This window comes from Duganella sp. sic0402 (genome assembly GCF_019219065.1).
Taxonomy (GTDB): domain Bacteria; phylum Pseudomonadota; class Gammaproteobacteria; order Burkholderiales; family Burkholderiaceae_D; genus Rugamonas.
In genome coordinates, this window is record NZ_JAHUWK010000002.1 from 338645 (window position 1) to 355950 (window position 17306).

At 59.7% G+C, this 17306-nt stretch carries 14 protein-coding genes and 1 tRNA gene; 6 read left to right on the top strand and 9 right to left on the bottom strand.

The features are described from left to right. Positions 1-2: 2 nt before the first annotated feature. Positions 3-584 (bottom strand): M48 family metallopeptidase, encoded by a 582-nt coding sequence (locus tag KW842_RS07115; RefSeq protein WP_218303394.1) that lies wholly within the window; start codon positions 582-584, stop codon positions 3-5. Positions 585-753: 169 nt separating this feature from the next. On the opposite strand from KW842_RS07115, the gene tssK reads away from it, so the two are divergent. Together tssK and icmH are read left to right on the top strand one after the other, a co-directional pair. Beyond that, positions 754-2100: a type VI secretion system baseplate subunit TssK gene (gene tssK, locus KW842_RS07120; protein WP_218303395.1), complete on the top strand. Its 1347-nt coding sequence runs from the start codon at positions 754-756 to the stop codon at positions 2098-2100. Next, positions 2097-2879, top strand: coding sequence for a type IVB secretion system protein IcmH/DotU (gene icmH, locus KW842_RS07125; protein ID WP_218303396.1), 783 nt, complete (start codon positions 2097-2099; stop codon positions 2877-2879). Before tssK ends, icmH begins: the two co-directional genes overlap by 4 nt. Here the strand turns inward: icmH and KW842_RS07130 are convergent, their stop codons facing one another. The 4 genes from KW842_RS07130 to KW842_RS07145 form a co-directional block, all read right to left on the bottom strand. Next, complete coding sequence (locus tag KW842_RS07130) at positions 2880-3629, bottom strand: OmpA family protein (RefSeq protein ID WP_229223546.1); 750 nt, start codon at positions 3627-3629, stop codon at positions 2880-2882. It lies immediately after the preceding gene. 13 nt (positions 3630-3642) lie between these two features. After that, positions 3643-4611, bottom strand: a complete 969-nt coding sequence (gene tagF, locus KW842_RS07135; protein WP_218303398.1) for a type VI secretion system-associated protein TagF — start codon at positions 4609-4611, stop codon at positions 3643-3645. Beyond that, a complete protein-coding gene (tssM, locus tag KW842_RS07140) occupies positions 4608-8246 on the bottom strand; it encodes a type VI secretion system membrane subunit TssM (RefSeq protein ID WP_218303399.1) in 3639 nt (1212 codons plus the stop codon). Before tssM ends, tagF begins: the two co-directional genes overlap by 4 nt. Positions 8247-8347: 101 nt before the next feature. After that, the gene (locus KW842_RS07145) at positions 8348-9103 is read right to left on the bottom strand and encodes a M15 family metallopeptidase (protein WP_218303400.1); all 756 of its coding nucleotides are present in this window, start codon (positions 9101-9103) and stop codon (positions 8348-8350) included. A gap of 102 nt (positions 9104-9205) precedes the next feature. On the opposite strand from KW842_RS07145, the gene KW842_RS07150 reads away from it, so the two are divergent. After that, positions 9206-9799, top strand: a complete 594-nt coding sequence (locus KW842_RS07150) for a hypothetical protein (RefSeq protein ID WP_218303401.1) — start codon at positions 9206-9208, stop codon at positions 9797-9799. Here KW842_RS07150 and KW842_RS07155 read toward each other — a convergent pair. Then, positions 9796-10500: a glutathione S-transferase N-terminal domain-containing protein gene (locus KW842_RS07155; protein WP_218303402.1), complete on the bottom strand. Its 705-nt coding sequence runs from the start codon at positions 10498-10500 to the stop codon at positions 9796-9798. The genes KW842_RS07150 and KW842_RS07155 overlap by 4 nt on opposite strands. A gap of 202 nt (positions 10501-10702) precedes the next feature. Here KW842_RS07155 and KW842_RS07160 point away from each other — a divergent pair, with 202 nt between their 5' ends. Both KW842_RS07160 and KW842_RS07165 read left to right on the top strand, forming a co-directional pair. Further along, on the top strand, positions 10703-12190 hold the full coding sequence (locus KW842_RS07160; protein WP_218303403.1) for an MFS transporter: 1488 nt from the start codon (positions 10703-10705) through the stop codon (positions 12188-12190). A gap of 13 nt (positions 12191-12203) precedes the next feature. Next, positions 12204-13217 (top strand): glycoside hydrolase family 43 protein, encoded by a 1014-nt coding sequence (locus KW842_RS07165; RefSeq protein WP_218303404.1) that lies wholly within the window; start codon positions 12204-12206, stop codon positions 13215-13217. A 6-nt stretch (positions 13218-13223) separates the two neighbouring features. Here the strand turns inward: KW842_RS07165 and KW842_RS07170 are convergent, their stop codons facing one another. Continuing rightward, a complete protein-coding gene (locus tag KW842_RS07170) occupies positions 13224-14102 on the bottom strand; it encodes a class I SAM-dependent methyltransferase (protein WP_218303405.1) in 879 nt (292 codons plus the stop codon). 174 nt (positions 14103-14276) lie between these two features. On the opposite strand from KW842_RS07170, the gene KW842_RS07175 reads away from it, so the two are divergent. Beyond that, positions 14277-14606, top strand: a complete 330-nt coding sequence (locus KW842_RS07175; protein ID WP_218303406.1) for a DUF2322 family protein — start codon at positions 14277-14279, stop codon at positions 14604-14606. Between the two features lie 123 nt (positions 14607-14729). Here the strand turns inward: KW842_RS07175 and KW842_RS07180 are convergent. Both KW842_RS07180 and KW842_RS07185 read right to left on the bottom strand, forming a co-directional pair. After that, positions 14730-14805: transfer RNA gene (locus KW842_RS07180), tRNA-Asn, on the bottom strand. A 57-nt stretch (positions 14806-14862) separates the two neighbouring features. Continuing rightward, on the bottom strand, positions 14863-17058 hold the full coding sequence (locus KW842_RS07185; RefSeq protein WP_218303407.1) for a TonB-dependent receptor: 2196 nt from the start codon (positions 17056-17058) through the stop codon (positions 14863-14865). Between the last annotated feature and the right edge of the window lie 248 nt (positions 17059-17306).

A 17306-nucleotide genomic window follows, 5' to 3' on the forward strand; every position in this document is an offset into this window, starting at 1 on the left:
CCTTATTTCAATCCGCCAAAGGGATCATTGGTTTGGTTGTTGTTCTTTACCGCAGCGCCCTTCCTGGCTGGCGCGGGCGTGACCTGCTTGCGCGCGGCGGTGTTCGTGGCGGGCACCAGCACGTCCTCACCCAGACTGGTGCGCAGCAGCCTGGCCAGGTCCTGCGCTTCGGAGCGCAGCGAGCCGTTCAGATTGTTTTGCTGGCTCAGGTCCGCCAGCGCTTTGGTCGACAGACGCAAGCCGCTAACGGCGATGATGCTGTTACCCAGCCTGTCGCCGGGATCGCGCTGCAACGCTTCCTGCGCATTGACGATTGCTTCGCCATAGCTGGCACGATCAAATTTGATCTGTGCCATTTGCAGCCACGGCGCCTTGTCCGACGGGTGGTTTGCGGCCGCGCTTTTCAGGATGCCATGTGCCTTGTCGGCCTGCCCTGTGGCCAAGGCTGCGTCGGCCTCCGCCAGCGAGCGCTCCAGCGTTGCGACTGGTGGTTTTTCGATACGTACGCTGGCGCCATCCGTCGCGCATGCCGTCAGTAACAGTAGACTGGCGACGCAGGGCAGCCATGATTTTGATGTACCCATCGTTTTCTCCTTTGCATAACCGGGTGAGAAGATGGCCAGTATTCATGAAATACATATGACACCAATTGCGCTTACTCAAGCAGCATCCTCTTTTCTAATTGCTTGAGCCGTCGCAAACAGCGGCATTGCGGCTTTCGTTCTAATGGATGGATATCAACGAGGAGGAAGCATGACCATTCCATCCAAAGTACTGTGGGGCGAAGGTCTGTTCCTGCGTCCACAGCACTTCCAGCAACAAGACCAGTACCACGAATCGCGCCTGCATCAGATGGTGAGGACACTGTCGCCGTATGCATGGGGCGTGCGCGACATCACATGGGATCTCGACGCGCTCAAGGCCGGCAAGCTGCGGCTGGAAACGCTGTCGCTGATCTTTACCGATGGCGAGCTTGTTGACGCGCCATCCAGTACGCCGCTGCCGGTCGCAGTTGATCTGACGCGCATACCGGCCAGTGTGATGGATATGACGTGGTACGCGGTACTGCCTTCGCTATCTCCTGCTGGCGGCAATGCCGGCGCCATCGGCGAGCAGCACAGCGGTGCGCGCTACGGCCAGTCCAGCCGCGAAACGGCAGACCTGTACACGCAAGCCGTCGGCACAGACGTCCTTTTCCTCAAGAACGCGGTCAGATTGCTTTCAGACCTGGAGCCGCTGGGCGCCTTCGAGTGCGTGCCGGTGATACGCCTGCGGCGAACCGTGACCGGAGGCTTTGAGCCAGATCCCTCATTCATTCCGCCCAGCGTGTCGATCACCAGCGCGCCCGCGCTCAAGGCCATGCTGGATCGCCTGCTGGACGCATTGCAGGCCAAGATACAGTCGCTACAAGGCCATATGCGTGAGCCCAGCCGCAATGTGATCGAATTCCGCTCCGGTGATGTGTCGTCCTTCTGGTTGGTACACACCGTCAGCACCTCAGCCGCAACGCTGATGCACTATGCGCGCCATCCCGAGCTGCATCCTGAACGCCTTTTTGAAGCGCTGCTTGCGCTGGCGGGCGCCATGATGACCTACTCCAAGCAGTATGCGTTGATTGACCTGCCCTGCTACCGCCATGACGATCCTGCGCAATGCTTCACCGCCTTGGACGACATCATCCGCGACCTTCTTGATACCGTCATCTCAACCAAATATTTTTCCATCGCGCTGGTCGAAGAAAAGCCCAGCTATCACCTGGGCAAACTCGATTCGGGAAAAATCGACGCACGCACTATGCTTTACCTGTCCGTCAGCGCCGCCTTGCCCGCGCTGGAACTGGTGGAAGTGGTTCCGCTGCGTGTCAAGGTTGGCGCACCGGACGATGTGGAGAAATGCGTCCTGTCCGCCATGCCTGGCGTGAAGCTCACCCATGCGCCGCAAGTGCCGGCATCCATTCCGATTCAGCCGGAGACTTACTACTTTGCCCTGGAAGGAAAAGGCATGTTATACGAACAAATGCTCAAAGCGCAGTCGATTTCGATCTACGTCCCGTCGGGAATCCGCGAGCTGCGTCTTAACCTGATCGCGGTGACAGCATGAGCGCCGCTGTAGAACGCCGCGCGAACCCCACGCAGATGGGTGGCCAGCGCAAACAGATCCAGCATGGCTATGGTCATGTACAAACGCTGCTCGATCTGATGCAGGAAGGCTTTTACCTGCTGTTTATGCTGAAGAATGGCAGCGTGCCGCCGGATGAGGCACCGTTCCTCGACACTGTCACTGCCTACCTGGCGGAATTTGACCGCGAAGCACGTAAGCTGCGGGCACAAGGCGAAGACATCGACGCCGCGAAATACGCTTTCTGCGCGGCGCTTGACGAAATCATCCTGTCATCGCGGTTTTCCGTGCGCCTGGCGTGGGAACGCCGCCCGCTGCAGCTGGTGATCTTTGGCGATCAGCTGGCCGGCGAACACTTCTTTGACCGGCTGGAGACGTTGCGTAGCGCCGGCGGTTCACGACTGGCCGCGCTACAGGTATTTCATATGTGCCTATTGATTGGCTTTCGCGGCAAGTACGCGCTCGACGCCAGCGATAAACTGGCATTCCTGACGGCGCGCCTTGGCGATGAGATCGCGCACATGCAAGGCAAGAGCAAGGGCTTTGCGCCGCAGGCCGAACGGCCGGACCAGATCATCCACAAGCTGCGCTCCAATACGCCGATATGGGCAGTCTCGGCCATATTCGGCGTGATGGCGCTGAGCGCATACATCGGCATGGAAGCGTCGCTGTCACGCTCGACGGAGGAATCGTTAGCTGCATATTCGGATCTGGTCAGGCTGGCGCCGCGACCTGCTTTTGTGACCATTACCCTGCCCTGACTACTGCGCCACGCGAAACTCGATACGGCGGTTGCGCGCGCGGCCTTCCGCCGTGCTGTTCTCCGCCACCGGACGATCCGGACCTTGGCCGGACACCATCACCATATCCTGATCGACACCTTTGCCAGACAAGTACCAGCGCACGGCTTCGGCGCGCTGCTGGCTGAGCATCAGATTACTGTCGCGCAGGCCGACATTATCTGTATGGCCGATGACTTCAACTTTCTTCCCTTTGACTTTATGCAGCGCTACGGACATCTCATCCAGAATGACTTGGCCGGCTGGCGTCAGGGTCGCCTTTCCGCTATCGAACTCGATGATGCGCTTCGCCAGTGCTTCATCCAGCAGGTTTTGTTCCGCAGCACTGACACGCAGGCCGTTGTTAACCGTGTAGCTCGGATTGAGGCTGGTGGCGATGTCGCTGGCGATCTGCTGCCGCTGCGCCTCGTTCGCCACTTCACCGCGCACGGTAACGCTGGTGCCGTCGATCTTTAACTCACCTTTGCTGATCAACTTCAGATTGGGCGCTATCAGTTTTTGTACATAGCCGTTCCAATTGGGCGGCAGCGACACCTGCGCTATCGTCACCTGGTCAACGACACGCTCCGCGCCATACAGCGCACGCACGCTAGCCAGCAACGAAGCTTTGCTGGCCTCATCCGGCACGCCGCCGCTGACGACGACCTGTCCCGGTGTTTGAGCGGCAGCGCAGGCGCACACCAGCAGCAAAAAACTCATCTTCTTCAGCATCACGACATTCCTTTCAATCGAAGGTTTCATGGAATAGTGCGCACACCGAGCGCAGCGAAAGCCGCTCCTGCTCCAGATAAGCAGACAGCTTTTGCACCCTTGAGTCGCAGGCGATTAATTCATCGACCCACCCTGCGTATTCGAAGTTGATCTGCTGTTCAGTAGCGCTGTGCGGATCAATGATGGCCGCCAGCGTTTCTGGTGCTGCGCCGCCAAAGCCGATAACCAGCGCTGGCCGCCGGCGCTGCTCGGCAAAGAACAAGCTCAGTTCAAAATCTGCCTGACGCAGGAAGGGAGCGATCAGATTCAGCCAGAATGCGGCAATCTGATAGCGCTGGCTTATCACCATCGGCAATGGCAGCACCAGGCTTTTATCCAGCCGTTCGGCATCGCTCCTGCGAACTGGTTGCAATAACAAGCCAATGGCCAGTATCGTGCGGCGCACCGTGGCTTGCGATAGCATCGCTTCCAAGGTGCGGATATCATGCTGATCGAGAAAATCAAGAAAGCACTGTTCGTGCCGACTGTCGGATGGATCGACTTCGACTGGCGTAGCTGATAGCGCCCGCAATGCAGCTTCCGGCGCGGCCGCGCTCATCACGTCGGCGGTGCGCAGCTCCAAGGCATCCCACAGCGGCGCGAGTACCAGCGGGCTTTGAGGAATGAAAACCGGGGGCGCATCCACCTCGAAAGTGCTCATGGCGAGAAAAGGATAGCGGCGCTGTGAGCTATCGCTACTGGCGATCAGGCGCCCCGCTATCGCACGCCGACTTCGCGTTCCGGTGAAAGCAAAATTCACAGGAGACGTGGCGTCATAATTGCGCTTCCAGCGTGGGTCTTCGCTCAGCAGATTCATGACTTCGGCCAGCCAGTCATCCAGTAGATTCGCCAGCGCCAGGTTGTCGCCAGCCTTGATAAAGTCACCAAGGCTGGGTAGCTTGCCGAAATAGCCTATGCGTGCGGCCTGCGTGGCCCGCTTCATCGCGTCGCCTCCGCCGATGCCGCCCCGACGATGATCTTCGGCAGCCGCATGCCAACCAGTCCCGGCTCTTGCTGCGGCCCCGCTTCCGCGCTGCTGATGATTTTCAAGCCCATCGCCACCGTGATCGCGCCGCTATTCCAGCGCAGCTCAAACACACCGCCATCGCGCTTTTGCTTGGTGGCCGTGTCGATCATACGCTTGAGGCCATGCTGGCCCGGCTCGTTGAAGACATCCGTGCTGCGTCCATCAATCCCTACCGCCGTGATTCGCGCACCTGGCGCGCCTTGCGGACTCGGATGCACCATATTCGCCCACTGCGCTGGTGTATTGCGGTAGCGTAGCTGCTGGCCATCAATCTCCACCGTGTATTCAAGCGTTCCTGGCGCTGGCATGGGCTGGATCTGGAATACGGTCTGCGCGGCGGCTGGCGTGATGGCCACACCCGGCGCAGCTATCCAGCGCGGGAAGCTTCGCAGCAGCTGAGGCGATAGCGTGACGCCCATCTCTGCCCAGCTGCGCGGCGCAAGCACGTCGCCACGACGCAGCACCAACTGCCCCAGTGTGGTCGATCCGAAGCGCGCCACCAGCCCCTCCGGGCCGAAGAACTGTGCTATCTCCGCGTCAGATGCCTCTAGCCGAGCCGTCGGCGAAAACGGATACTTGTTGGCCAGCGCCTGCTCAAACGGTTCATAGACTTGCGCTTGCCAGGTCTTGTTGATCTCCGTCTCCACGGGGCCGACCAGTACCGAAAAGGTCTGCATCAGCGGACGTACCAGAATGGGACGGATGGTTTGCTTCTGCGTGTCCGTCATCCCCGTCAGCATCTGTTCATCGACATAGCGCAGTGCGTCGGCCAGCTCAGATCCGCTGCCTTCCAAAGTCTGCTGCATGAACTGGCGCGCGCCCGGACCGGGATCGCCCTGGTTCTTCAGCTGGTTCAAGCGACCGCGCAGCTTGGACAACAGGTCCATATACGCCCGCATCAGCGACGCGTCCTTGTCCTTGAGCGCCACCAGTTTGGCAATCGCCGCAAACTCGCGCCCTACGGCTCCCGCCGCGCCGGTTGGCTGCGGCATAGTGATCTGCGCCGGCGCCTGGCGCAGCAGACTGTTTTTGATCCAGTTGATGAAACCTGATTGCGCTGCTTCGACGTGCGCTCCCGGCACTACAGGAGTGTCCCAGGAAGTTTGCTGATAGATTTCCGCTAGCAGCCGCGATAACGGGGAAGACTGCGGATCGCCCAGCCGGTTCATCGCCGCCACAGCGGCATCCAGACCATTGAGATTGGCGATGCCGACGCCCTGCACCAGCTTCTGCCATTCGCGCGCATAGTCGGCCTTATATAAGTCCGTCAAGCCTTTCTGAATTTGTTCAGGGCTTCCCTCCAGCGTAAGATCATCACGCGCGGCGGTCTTCAGCACCCAGTCGGTGCTTTGCAACTCGCGGCTGGCGGCGTCGCGAAATGCATCCTGTACGAATTTCTCCCATGCCTCGCGCGTGTACGCGCCTGACACCGCGTGGCTTCCGGTCAGCAGTTGCTGATCTTGCTCACCGACGATGCGCGCCACCGTCATTGACGCGAAGCGCGTGCTGGCGCGGGCGCGGATGTCCGCATAGACGCGTTCCCGCGCCGGCATCCCTCGCACCACGCGCCGCAGGTTTTCGCGCGACTGGTCTACCAGCGCCAGCTTCGCCTCGATGCGTGGCCACGCCGGATCGGCGATTTGCGCGAGATAGAATGTCATCAATCGCTCCGCACCCTGTATCAACTGCTCTCGCGGCATGACGCCGCGATGCCGCTCTAGCCACGCGCGCCAATGGCGTGGCAGCTGGTCATTCAGGTGGCTGGCTTCCGCATGCGCTTTATCGGCCAGCATCAAATAGCTTTTGAGGGCGTTGTACGCATCGTCCACATTGGTCGGCGACGCCTGCTGGAACTGGCCATCGCCAGCCGGTCGGGGCGTGCTGGATGATTCCAGTTCGCTGGCGTGCGCGTTCATTTCCGAAAGCAGCGTTTCCAGACTCTCGGCCACCGGCTTCAGCATCACATGCCTGACACCGGCGAAATATTCCTCGCGCAGCTTGCGCTCCAGCGTCTCGCCTTGATACAACCCGAGGCGCAGCGACCAGGGACGCGCATCGCGATACTTCTCCAGCTGTTCGAGGCGGTCCTGAATAATATCCAGCGCTTCCAGCCGCGACTGCAGATCCTGGCGTGCCGCCTGCAGCCTGATAACCTTGTCGAGGTCCGCCTGTACATTGCTGACCAGTTGCCGGTTGCCCATGTAGGACCAACTCCAGCCCCCCAGTGCGCCGCCCAGCAACAGCACCGCCGCGAAGAACACCGCATACTTCAGCCGCAGCTTGTTCTTGCTGGCGTACTGCGATACCAGATCCTTGTCGGCAAAGATCACTTTGCGGAATAAGTGCAACAGAAAGAATCCGGACTGCCCCGCTTCGGGCGCCGGCACGGCATTCGTCGCACTCAGGGCAAAGCGTCTGGCGATGCGCTGCGACTGCTCGCTGAGCGGCGCACCTTCCTGCAAGGCGCTGGTAAAGTAGAAGCCACGGAAGACAGGTTTAAACTGAAACGGATTTTCTTCAAACAGCGAGATGATGAAAGATCGTAGCACCGGCCGTATCATGGCAAATTCCAGCGGAAAGGTGAACACGCCTGGCTCCATGCGTTCGCGCCGCAGCTGCCCCATGGTGGCGATGCTCATCGCCTTCAGGCCATCGCACAGTTCATCGAAGGCATGATCGAAGAAAGCCATCACTTGCTGGCTGCTGGCGTTGCGCTGATACGGCATGGTAGCGCCCCAGGCGCGCTCACGTTCGGCACGCCCTGCCTGCGCGAAGAATTCGGTAAAACCAGCGATCAAATCAGCTTTGGTGAACACCACGTACACCGGCGCAAACACCTCCAGCCGTTCGATCAGGTCCTGCACCCGCTTGCGCAGGCTGCGCGCCAGCTTGATGCCCGCCTCCGGATCATCGCCACGTAGCTCCGCGATGCTGACCGCGATAATCACGCCATTGATTGGCGCGCGCCGGCGGTACTTCTTCAATAGGTCCAGCAAGCCGTGCCACTCTGTGCGGTGCTCATCCTGCACCGAATAGCGGCCAGCCGTATCGAGCAGGATGCCCTCGGTAGTAAAGAACCAGTCGCAGTTGCGCGTGCCGCCCACGCCTTGCAGCACCTTGCTGTCGGCGAAGGGGAACTGCAAGCCGGAGTTGCTGATCGCCGTGCTTTTCCCTGCGGCCGGATTACCGATCAGCATAAGCCACGGTAATTCGTACAAGGCGCGCGCCCCGGAGAGCATGCCCAGTTTTGAGCCTTTGATCGTCTCCAGCGCTTTCAGCATGCTTTCGCGGATGGATTTGACTTCAGCGATGGCGGGATCTGCGGACTGGCCAATCGCCTCCCCCAAGCGCTCGGATTCCCGCCTTGCTCGCCAACGGCGCCAGCCCCAGAACGCGCCGGCCAGCGCCAGCAAGGCGATGATCGCGATCAGTGACCAGATCAGTGCCAGCGCCAGCACTTGCGCCCCAAGATAGCACATTGCCATCGCCGCCAGCAGGCCGATAAAAGTAAGCGTGCGGCGATCAGTCAGAGAGTTCCAGATTCTGCGCATGATGGTGATGTCCGGCGAAGACTGCTACGCCCAGGCGACAGGCGGACCGAACAATGTTGCCACCAACAACGCCAGCATTTCTTGCGCAAGAACAATGGCGCTTATTTCTGCACCGTGCCCGGCATGCGCAACTCGGCATGGCCGAAATCCATCATGCTCCAACGGCCGCCCCAGGTCAGGCCGGCCGCTTCGGCGGCCGCGCCGTACAGCTGATAGCCGCGCATGGCCCACGGGTCCTGTTCCGAAATGAGCAATTTGCCATCCCGCAGGAACGCGCAGTCCGCCGCCAGGCCAAATTGGTGGTAGCTCTGGAAGGCCTTGGCGTTGGTCACGCCGGGACCGGCGGCGGCCAGCGCATTCTGCCGCTCCGGACTACGGTAGCCTTCCAGGATGGCCATGTCGTAGCCGTGACGTTCTTTCATGATTCTGAAGACCAGCAGCAGCCGCTGCGCGAAGGCGGGATCGAGCAATTGCCAGTTTCGATTGGCGCTGTCGAGCATGGGACGTACCAGTGTCACTTCAGCGGTGGTAAAGGTCAGCGGCGGCGGCGGCGCGGGGACGCTGAGCTGCTCGCCTTCCAGCAGTCCGGCGATCTGATCGTTGACGGCGTGCCTATCGCTGCCGTAGCCAGACAGCATGCCACGACCGCTGAGCATCAGCGCCAGCAGCGGCGGCACCGTCAGCAACACCACAACCGCCAGCATCAATAAATAGCGGCGGCGCAAAAAATGCGCGGCAGCCCGCAGTCCCGCGACACCAGCAGACTGCATCACCACTTCGCGCCCGCCGGGAAACACCAGCAGCCAGGCGCAAATACAGGTCAACACAAAGAACAACAGCATGGAAAAGAGAAACATGGTGCGCTCCATCAAGACGGGCCGACGCCACAGACAGGACACTTCATCGTAAGCCGTTCGCAGCACCGCGATGTCGGCCAGATCAAATGCGAGGGAGATATTGTGGATACATCGAAACCTGACCTGATGGCTGCCTCACGGCGCGTAGCGGAAAGCAAGCGCATTCTGGCGCAGCTGGAGCACGGCCCACGCGCGCCGGCCCATCCAGCGCGGGCGAGCGCCTGGAGTATTGATGGATGGACGATAGGATTGCTGGCGCTGCTGCTGTTAATGTGCTGCGTGGCGTGGCTGATGCACGACAAGAAAATCACGCCGCAGACTTTCCGCCACGCCTCGGCGGCCAGAACCGCGCGCGGGACAGTGACGCAAGCCCGGCCTGCTGCAACGGGGGTTGCGGAACAACCGGCAGCCATCATCAACCTGCCGGCCTTGCAGGAAAACCGGGCAGTTCCGGCCTCCGCGCCGACGCCAAGTGCGATGACTGCGGCAGTCGCCAATCTCGCGAGCGCGGCACGGCAAGCTTCGCGCGTCGCGCACAAACCGGCGGCGAAGCCAGCCACCGTCCCAGCCGCGCCAGCTCAGGCCAACGGCGACACCGACATCACGCTGCTCACCGCCCTGGTCGCGCACACACGTACCGCGCCTGCCGATGAACCGCCGGCGCCGCCCGCTGTAGGCCGGCGCACAGCTAATTAGCCGCGCTGCGGAATTTCCAGGCCCTTGGCCACGGCCGGACGGGCGACGAAGGCCCCCAGCACGCGCTGCACATTGGTGTATTTGCTGTATTCAACCAGGTCGCCAGCACCATAGAAGCCTACCAGGTTGCGCACCCACGGCCAGATGGCGATATCGGCGATGGTGTAGATATCGCCCATGATCCACTGCCGGCCTTCCAGGCGCTGCTCCAGCACGCCCAGCAGACGCTTGGCTTCATTGATATAGCGGTCGCGCGGACGCTTGTCCTCATACTCCTTGCCGGCGAACTTGTGGAAGAAGCCCACCTGGCCGAACATCGGGCCAACGCCGCCCATCTGGAACATCACCCACTGAATGGTTTCGTAGCGGCCGGCAGCGTCTTTCGGAATCAGCTGGCCGGTCTTCTCGGCGATGTACAGCAGAATCGCGCCGGATTCAAACAGCGGCAGCGGCTTGCCGTCCGGGCCGTTCGGATCGATGATGGCTGGAATCTTGTTATTCGGGTTCAGCGACAGGAATTCCGGCGACAGCTGGTCGTTGGTGTCGAAACTGACCAGATGCGGCTCGTAGGCCAGGCCGGCTTCCTCCAGCGCGATCGACACCTTCACGCCGTTCGGCGTTGGCAGCGAATACAGCTGGATGCGCTCAGGATGCTGGGCCGGCCACTTGGCGGTGATAGGAAATGCGGACAAATCTGCCATGGTTCGATGCTTTCAAAATGAACGATTTGCCGATTATCCATCAACCGCGCCAAACCTGCTTGCGGCCGCCAATTAATCCGCTTGACGATACTTGTCAGAAAAGTGACAATGAAATGGTTGCGCTATTCATTTTGCGCACCGCAACATGGTAATACCATGAACCGCCGTGGAGACCCGGCCAGACACAACAATATCGGACATCATGACCAACGTCACCTCTAGCCCAGCGGGCAAACTTTCGGTCACGGAAAAGATCGGTTACAGCCTGGGCGACCTGGCCGCCAACCTGATCTTCCAGACCCTGCTCACCTTCATCGCGTTCTTCTACACGGACGTCTACAAGATTCCGGCCAACGCCGCCGCGACCATCATCTTCCTGGGCGGCCTGGCTGGCGCCTGCTTCAATCCGCTGATGGGCCTGCTGGCCGACCGCACCGTCACCCGCTGGGGCAAGTTCCGTCCATGGCTGCTGTGGACTGCGATCCCGTTCGGCCTGATCGCCATCCTGGCCTTCAGTACGCCGGACCTGGGCGAGCGCGGCAAGATCATCTATGCCACGCTGACCTATCTGATGCTGATGCTGGTCTACTCGGCCAACAACCTGCCCTACTCGGCGCTGAGCGGCGTGCTGACCGGCAGCATGCAGGAACGTAACAGCCTGTCGGCCTACCGCTTCGTCGCGGTGATGATCGCCCAGTTGATCATCCAGGTGCTGCTGCTGCCGCTGGTGCTGATACTGGGTGGCGGCGACAAGGTAGCTGGCTTCCAGAACACCATGATCATCTTTGCCGTGGCCGGCACCATCTGCTTCCTGATCGCCTTCTTCACCACGCGCGAACGCATCGTGCCGACCGCCGCGCAACGCTCCAGCGTGCGCCAGGACATCGCCGACCTGCTGGGCAACAAACCGTGGGTAGTCATGCTGCTGCTGACCATTCTGGTGTTCATCACGCTGGCGCTCAAGGGCGGCCTGTACATCTACTACTTCAAGGACTACCTGCAACAGGCGGCGCTGGCGCAGTTCCTCAACGATATTGGCTTCAATGGCTTCATCGTGCACCTGAACGCCGCGCTGAATAGCGTAGGCCTGACCAAGTTCCAGTGGCCGGAAGATCCTGCTACCTCGGCATTCAGCCTGTTCAACGGCGCTGGCATCCTCTGCATGATCATCGGCATCGGCTTCTCCAAATCGCTGGCTGACCGTTTCGGCAAGCGCGATGTTTACGCCGCCACGCTGTTTGCATCGACCGTATTCATGCTGGTGTTCTATGGTTTCTCGCCGACTTCGATTGGCATCATCTTCGGCGCGCAGATCCTGCACGGCTTCTTCTACGGCATCACCATCCCGCTGCTGTGGGCGATGATCGCCGACGTTGCCGACTACTCGGAATGGAAAAACAACCGCCGCGCCACCGCGCTGCTGTTCTCGGCGATGATCTTCGGCCTCAAGGCGGGCCTCAGCATCGGCGGCGCGCTGGTCGCAGCGCTGCTGTCGAGCTACGGCTACGACGGCACGCTGACGCAACAGGCTCCGGCTGTGGCAGATGGCATCCGCGTTTCGATCAGCATCTATGCATCGATTCCGTTCCTGCTGGGTGCGGCCATTCTGTACTTCTACAAAATCAACAAGGCCGCCGAGCGCACCATCGAACAAGACCTGTTCGCACGCCGCGCTGCCGCCACCAATTAACAAGGTAAATACAATGTCGGAACAACTGACTCCCGCTGAAGAACAAGCACTGCAACACGCCATCTCGCAGCCGCTGGTAAGCCATATCTACACCGCCGATCCATCGGCGCACGTGTTCGACGGCAAGGTGTATATCTATCCTTCGCACGATATTGAAGCGGGCATTCCATTCAACGACAACGGCGACCACTTCGGCATGGAGGACTACCATGTGCTGTCCCAGGACCATCCGGACGGCCCTGCCACCGACCACGGCGTCGCGCTGCACGTCAAAGACGTGCCATGGGCGGCGCGCCAGATGTGGGCGCCCGACGCGGCTCGCAAGGATGGCAAATACTATCTGTACTTCCCGGCCAAGAAGGCGGATGGCGTGTTCCAGATCGGCGTTGCGGTCGGCGACCATCCGGCCGGCCCGTTCACGCCCGAAGCCACGCCTATCGAAGGCAGCTACTCGATCGATCCGGCGGTGTTTGAGGATCAGGGGGAGTTCTATATCTACTTCGGCGGCATCTGGGGCGGCCAGTTGCAGAAGTACCGCGATAACGTCTACGCTGAAGGCAACGAGGAGCCTGCGGCGGACCAGCCGGCGCTGACCGCCCGCGTGGCGCGCCTGTCGGCCGATATGAAATCGCTGGCCGAAGCGCCGCGTGCGGTGGAGATGCTGGACGCGGACGGCAAGCCGCTACTGGCCGGCGATCACGACCGCCGCTACTTTGAAGGTCCGTGGATGCACAAGTACAAGGGCAAGTACTACTTCTCGTACTCGACCGGCGACACCCACTTCCTGTGCTATGCCACCAGCGACAATCCATACGGCCCGTTCACCTACCAGGGCCAGATCCTGACGCCAGTGATCGGCTGGACCACGCACCATTCGATCGTGGAAGTCGACGGCCGCTGGTTCCTTTACTACCACGACAGCAGCCTGTCGAAAGGCATCACCCACTTGCGCTCGGTGAAAGTGACCGAGCTGTTCTACGACGAGCATGGCAACATCAAGACCATCTCGCCGTACGGTGGCAAATAGTTTTCGTCAGACGACCAGCGAGCGCGATGGCTTCTGCACGCGCTGCTTCTCCAGTACGACAACCGAATCATGGATGTGGATGCCTGGGCAGAAGTTGCTGACTTCAGGCGTCTTCTGTCCATCGATGTGATACCAGTGATGCAGGTCGTCCACCAGGTCCTGCAGCACCGTGCTGAAGAAGTTCTGTGGTGAGCGGTAACCGCCGCCGAACGTCTCCCAGTAGGCCGTGTGCAGGTCTTCGATCATGTACAGGCCGCCCTCGCTCACTTTAGGGAACAGCGCCTTCAGCGTGACCGGAATGTGTTCCATCTGGTGGCTGCCGTCATCCAGGATGATATCGACGCCGCCCATCTCTTCCACCACCGATGCCAGGAAATCCGTATCCGCCTGCGAGCCGATGCGGACCTGGCCTGCGATGCCATTCAACGCTGCGCATTCCGGGTTGATATCCACGCCGTAGATGATGGCTTGCTCGCCAAAATACTTGCGCCACATCTGCAGGCTACCGCCCTTGCTGACGCCGATTTCCAGGAAGCGCAGCGGCTTGCCGCGATAGGCGCTGAAATAGCGGTCGTACAGCGGCAGGTAGTGGTGCCACTTGTGCACCAGATAGCCTTTGTTCTCCGCGTAGATATGCGCTATGTCGCCATCGAAGTTGTATTTGGTGCGGATATCGTGCACAACGCCGAGTTGCTCGTCATAGCCAAACTGGTCGATATCGACCATCGGAATGCGGTTCTGTCCCGACAGCCAGCGCAGCTGGTCCTTCGGCAAGCCCAGCTGCGTATGCACCATGTCATACACGGTAGGGAGCAAGCTTGGATGGTTGGCGAGCAGGTGGTTGATCGCTTCCAGGATACTAACTTCTATGTTCTTCTGACTCATGCTTAGTCCCTTGTTGAATAGGTAGCAAAATCATACTCTACCGCCACTGCCTCTGGAAAGAAAAATGCTTACAGGTACTGAAAGACAACGCGCCAGCGCGCGCATCTGTCGCCAACAAACTGCTACCTATGCCAGAATACCGTTTTAACCACATGAGCATCTGCAAGAGTACCTATGCAACGACCAAATTTCAGCGATAAATTTTCAGAAAACCTCGCCCTGCTTCCTTTAATGGACACGGTTGCCGCCATCGAGCTTGTCGACCAATCAGGTGTGCCAGTGGCAAAGATCGAAAATAAACCAGGCCAGGCCGGATCGCTGCGCGTTTACTGCTGGCTGGCCGAAACGCTCGGTGCGATTACGCCCGAAGCAGCGGAATGCGCTTTGACGATTTATGCCGAACACACGCAGGACGCGCGTGCCCATCCAGGGAAACATCCCAACATCGACCGTCTGTTCAACATCAAGACGCCAGATCAAACCCTGCAGGTGAAGCACCTGTAAGTCATCTCGCCGCAATGCAAAGCCGCGTATATAAGCGCTGGCAAATCCCAAACTGCTGCGGGATAACAGCGCAGCCATAAAAGCAAAAAGCCCAACCTGGAAAGGCTGGGCTTTTTTGTGTTCTGGCTCCCCGACCTGGACTCGAACCAGGGACCTGCGGATTAACAGTCCGTCGCTCTACCGACTGAGCTATCAGGGAAAAGAGGCCGCATTATATACGGCCATTTTTCAGCTGTCTAGGCTGAACGGCGATTTATTAGAAAGCGCCGCGGAACTGTACGCCAAACTGGCGTGGCTCGTTGACGAAGCCGGTCGCGTTGTTGAAGTCAATACCGCCGATGATGCGCTCGGTATTGGTGATGTTACGCGCGAAGCCAGCCAGCTCGTACTTGCCGTCAGCCCAGTTGTAACCAACGCGCAGGCCGCCTTCCAGCATTTCCTTGCCGGTGAATTCCTTCGCTTCATACAGGAAGAAGTTGATCTTGCTGCGGTACGACCAGTCGGTCAGCACGAACAGGTTGCCGTTTGCCAGTGGCCAGTTGTAGCGCGCCGATGCATTGACGATGTACTTGGCGGCTTGCGGCAGCGGGTTGCCGTTGATCGAGGCCAGGCCGTTGACGATCGGATCGGTCACGGTGCAGTAGGTGCTGGCGCAAGTGGCTGCGTACAGGCTCGGATCCTTGATCTCGGTGTGGTTGTACGAACCGCTCAGGCTGACCTTGAAGTCCGGAGTCACGAAACCTTCGATCTCCGCTTCCACGCCACGGCCGTTGGTCTTGGCAGCGTTGATCAGCTTGGTCACGTTGGAGGTGCCGCCAACCACGGTCAGCTGCTGGTTCTTGACTTCGTAGTTGTACACGCTCAGCGACGCGCGGGCGCGGCGGTTGAACAGGTCAGCCTTGATGCCGGCTTCGATCGAAGTGATGGTTTCCGCATCCGCCACGGTGATAGGCACCGATGCCGAAGCAGCCGCGATCGACGGTGCGCGGAAGCCGGTCGCTACGCGGCCGTAAGCGCTGACATCCTTGTTGATTTTGTAGGTGCCGCTCAGGTCCCAGTTGGCTTTGTTCTTGCTGACCTCAACCGATTTAGGACCGATCTGGGTGACATTCCACGCGTTGACGGTGCGGAAGTCTTTTTCGTCGTGGGTGTAACGCAGGCCGCCACGCAGGGTGAAGTCGCTCGACACATCATAGGTCACCGAACCGAAGGCCGCATAGGCGGTGTTGTTCTGGTGGCTGGTCAGGTCCGAGGTTTGCAGCTGGGTGGTGCTGTCGAAGTTGTCGCTGAAGCCGGTACCGCTTTCCTTGAAGTAGTACACGCCGGTCTGCCAGTTCAGCGGGCCTGCGTTTTTCGACTCAACACGGAATTCCTGGCTGTACTGCGACAGCTGCTTGATGCCGCCGGCGGTCTGCACCGGGAAGCGTGGCGGGTTGGCAGGCGAGCCGCCGTCGATGTCGCCACGGGTGTAGTAGTTGTCGATGCCTTCGTAGCCGGTGATCGAGAACAGCTTGACCGAACCCAGATCCCAGGTCAGGCGCGCGTTGGCGCCGTTGGTGGTCAGGTTCTGGAAGTTCAGGCCGTCGGTCGAGATCTTGGTGAAGTCGTAGCCGTCGGTGAAATCGTTGGTGCCCTTCTTGATCAGGTTGGCGCGGAACAGGCGCGCGCTGCCGGTGGTCGAACGCGAGTGCACATTGAACAGCGCGTTGAAGGTGGTGCTAGGCTTGTACAGGAACTGCACGCGCTCGGCGTGTTCGTTGTAGCCTTCCAGCGAATCGTTCTGCTTGGTGTAGGTGTTGTCGACGAAGTCGTCGCGGTGCTGGCGCAGGGTCGATACGCGCATCGCCCATTCGCTCGACAGCGGAATGTTGGCGGCAGCTTCGACGCTGGAGGTCATGTGGGTGGCCAGCGAAGCGCTGTAATAGCCTTCGATCTTGTCCAGGTTAGGCTTGGCCGATTCAAACTTGACCACACCAGCCGGGGTATTGCGGCCGAACAGCGTGCCCTGCGGGCCGCGCAGCACTTCCACGCCAGCCACGTCGAATACCGGGAAGCCTTTCAGAATACCGTTCTCTTGCACTACGTCGTCATAGATCAGCGACACTGGCTGCGAGGCGAAGGTCGAGAAGTCGGTGTTGCCGTAGCCGCGGATGTAGAAGCGCGGGAAGGTACGGCCGTTCGACGATTCAACGTTCAGCGAAGGCACTTTGCCTGCCAGGAAGCGGATGTCCTGACCACCGGACAACAGCACGTCCAGCTTTTCATTGCTCAGCATGGTCACGGAGACCGGCACATCCTTGATGTTTTCCGCACGGCGCTGGGCGGTCACGGTGACGGTTTCCAGCTGTGGCTGGGTGGTAGCCGCGACGTCAGTCTGCGCCAGGGCAGTACCGATAGGCATAACGGCGCTCAGCGCCAGCAGGCGCTTGTGCATCTTCGACAGTTTGATCATTCAATTTCCCGATTTAAATGTAGTGCAAAGAGTTAGAAACAGTTGTCTCCTGCTTTCTCTTTTTGTAGGTCACTACCCGGTCATCTGTCGTGATCGTGGTAGCGCAATGGCCTCTACGCCGTCGCGGTTGCTATCAATAGTGCACTGACTTTTTTGAAAGGCGATATTTTCTTTCATTGATACCGTGTATTGCAAGGCGAATATATCTGAAACCTAATTAACTGTTAGAAATTTGGCTAAGCATATGC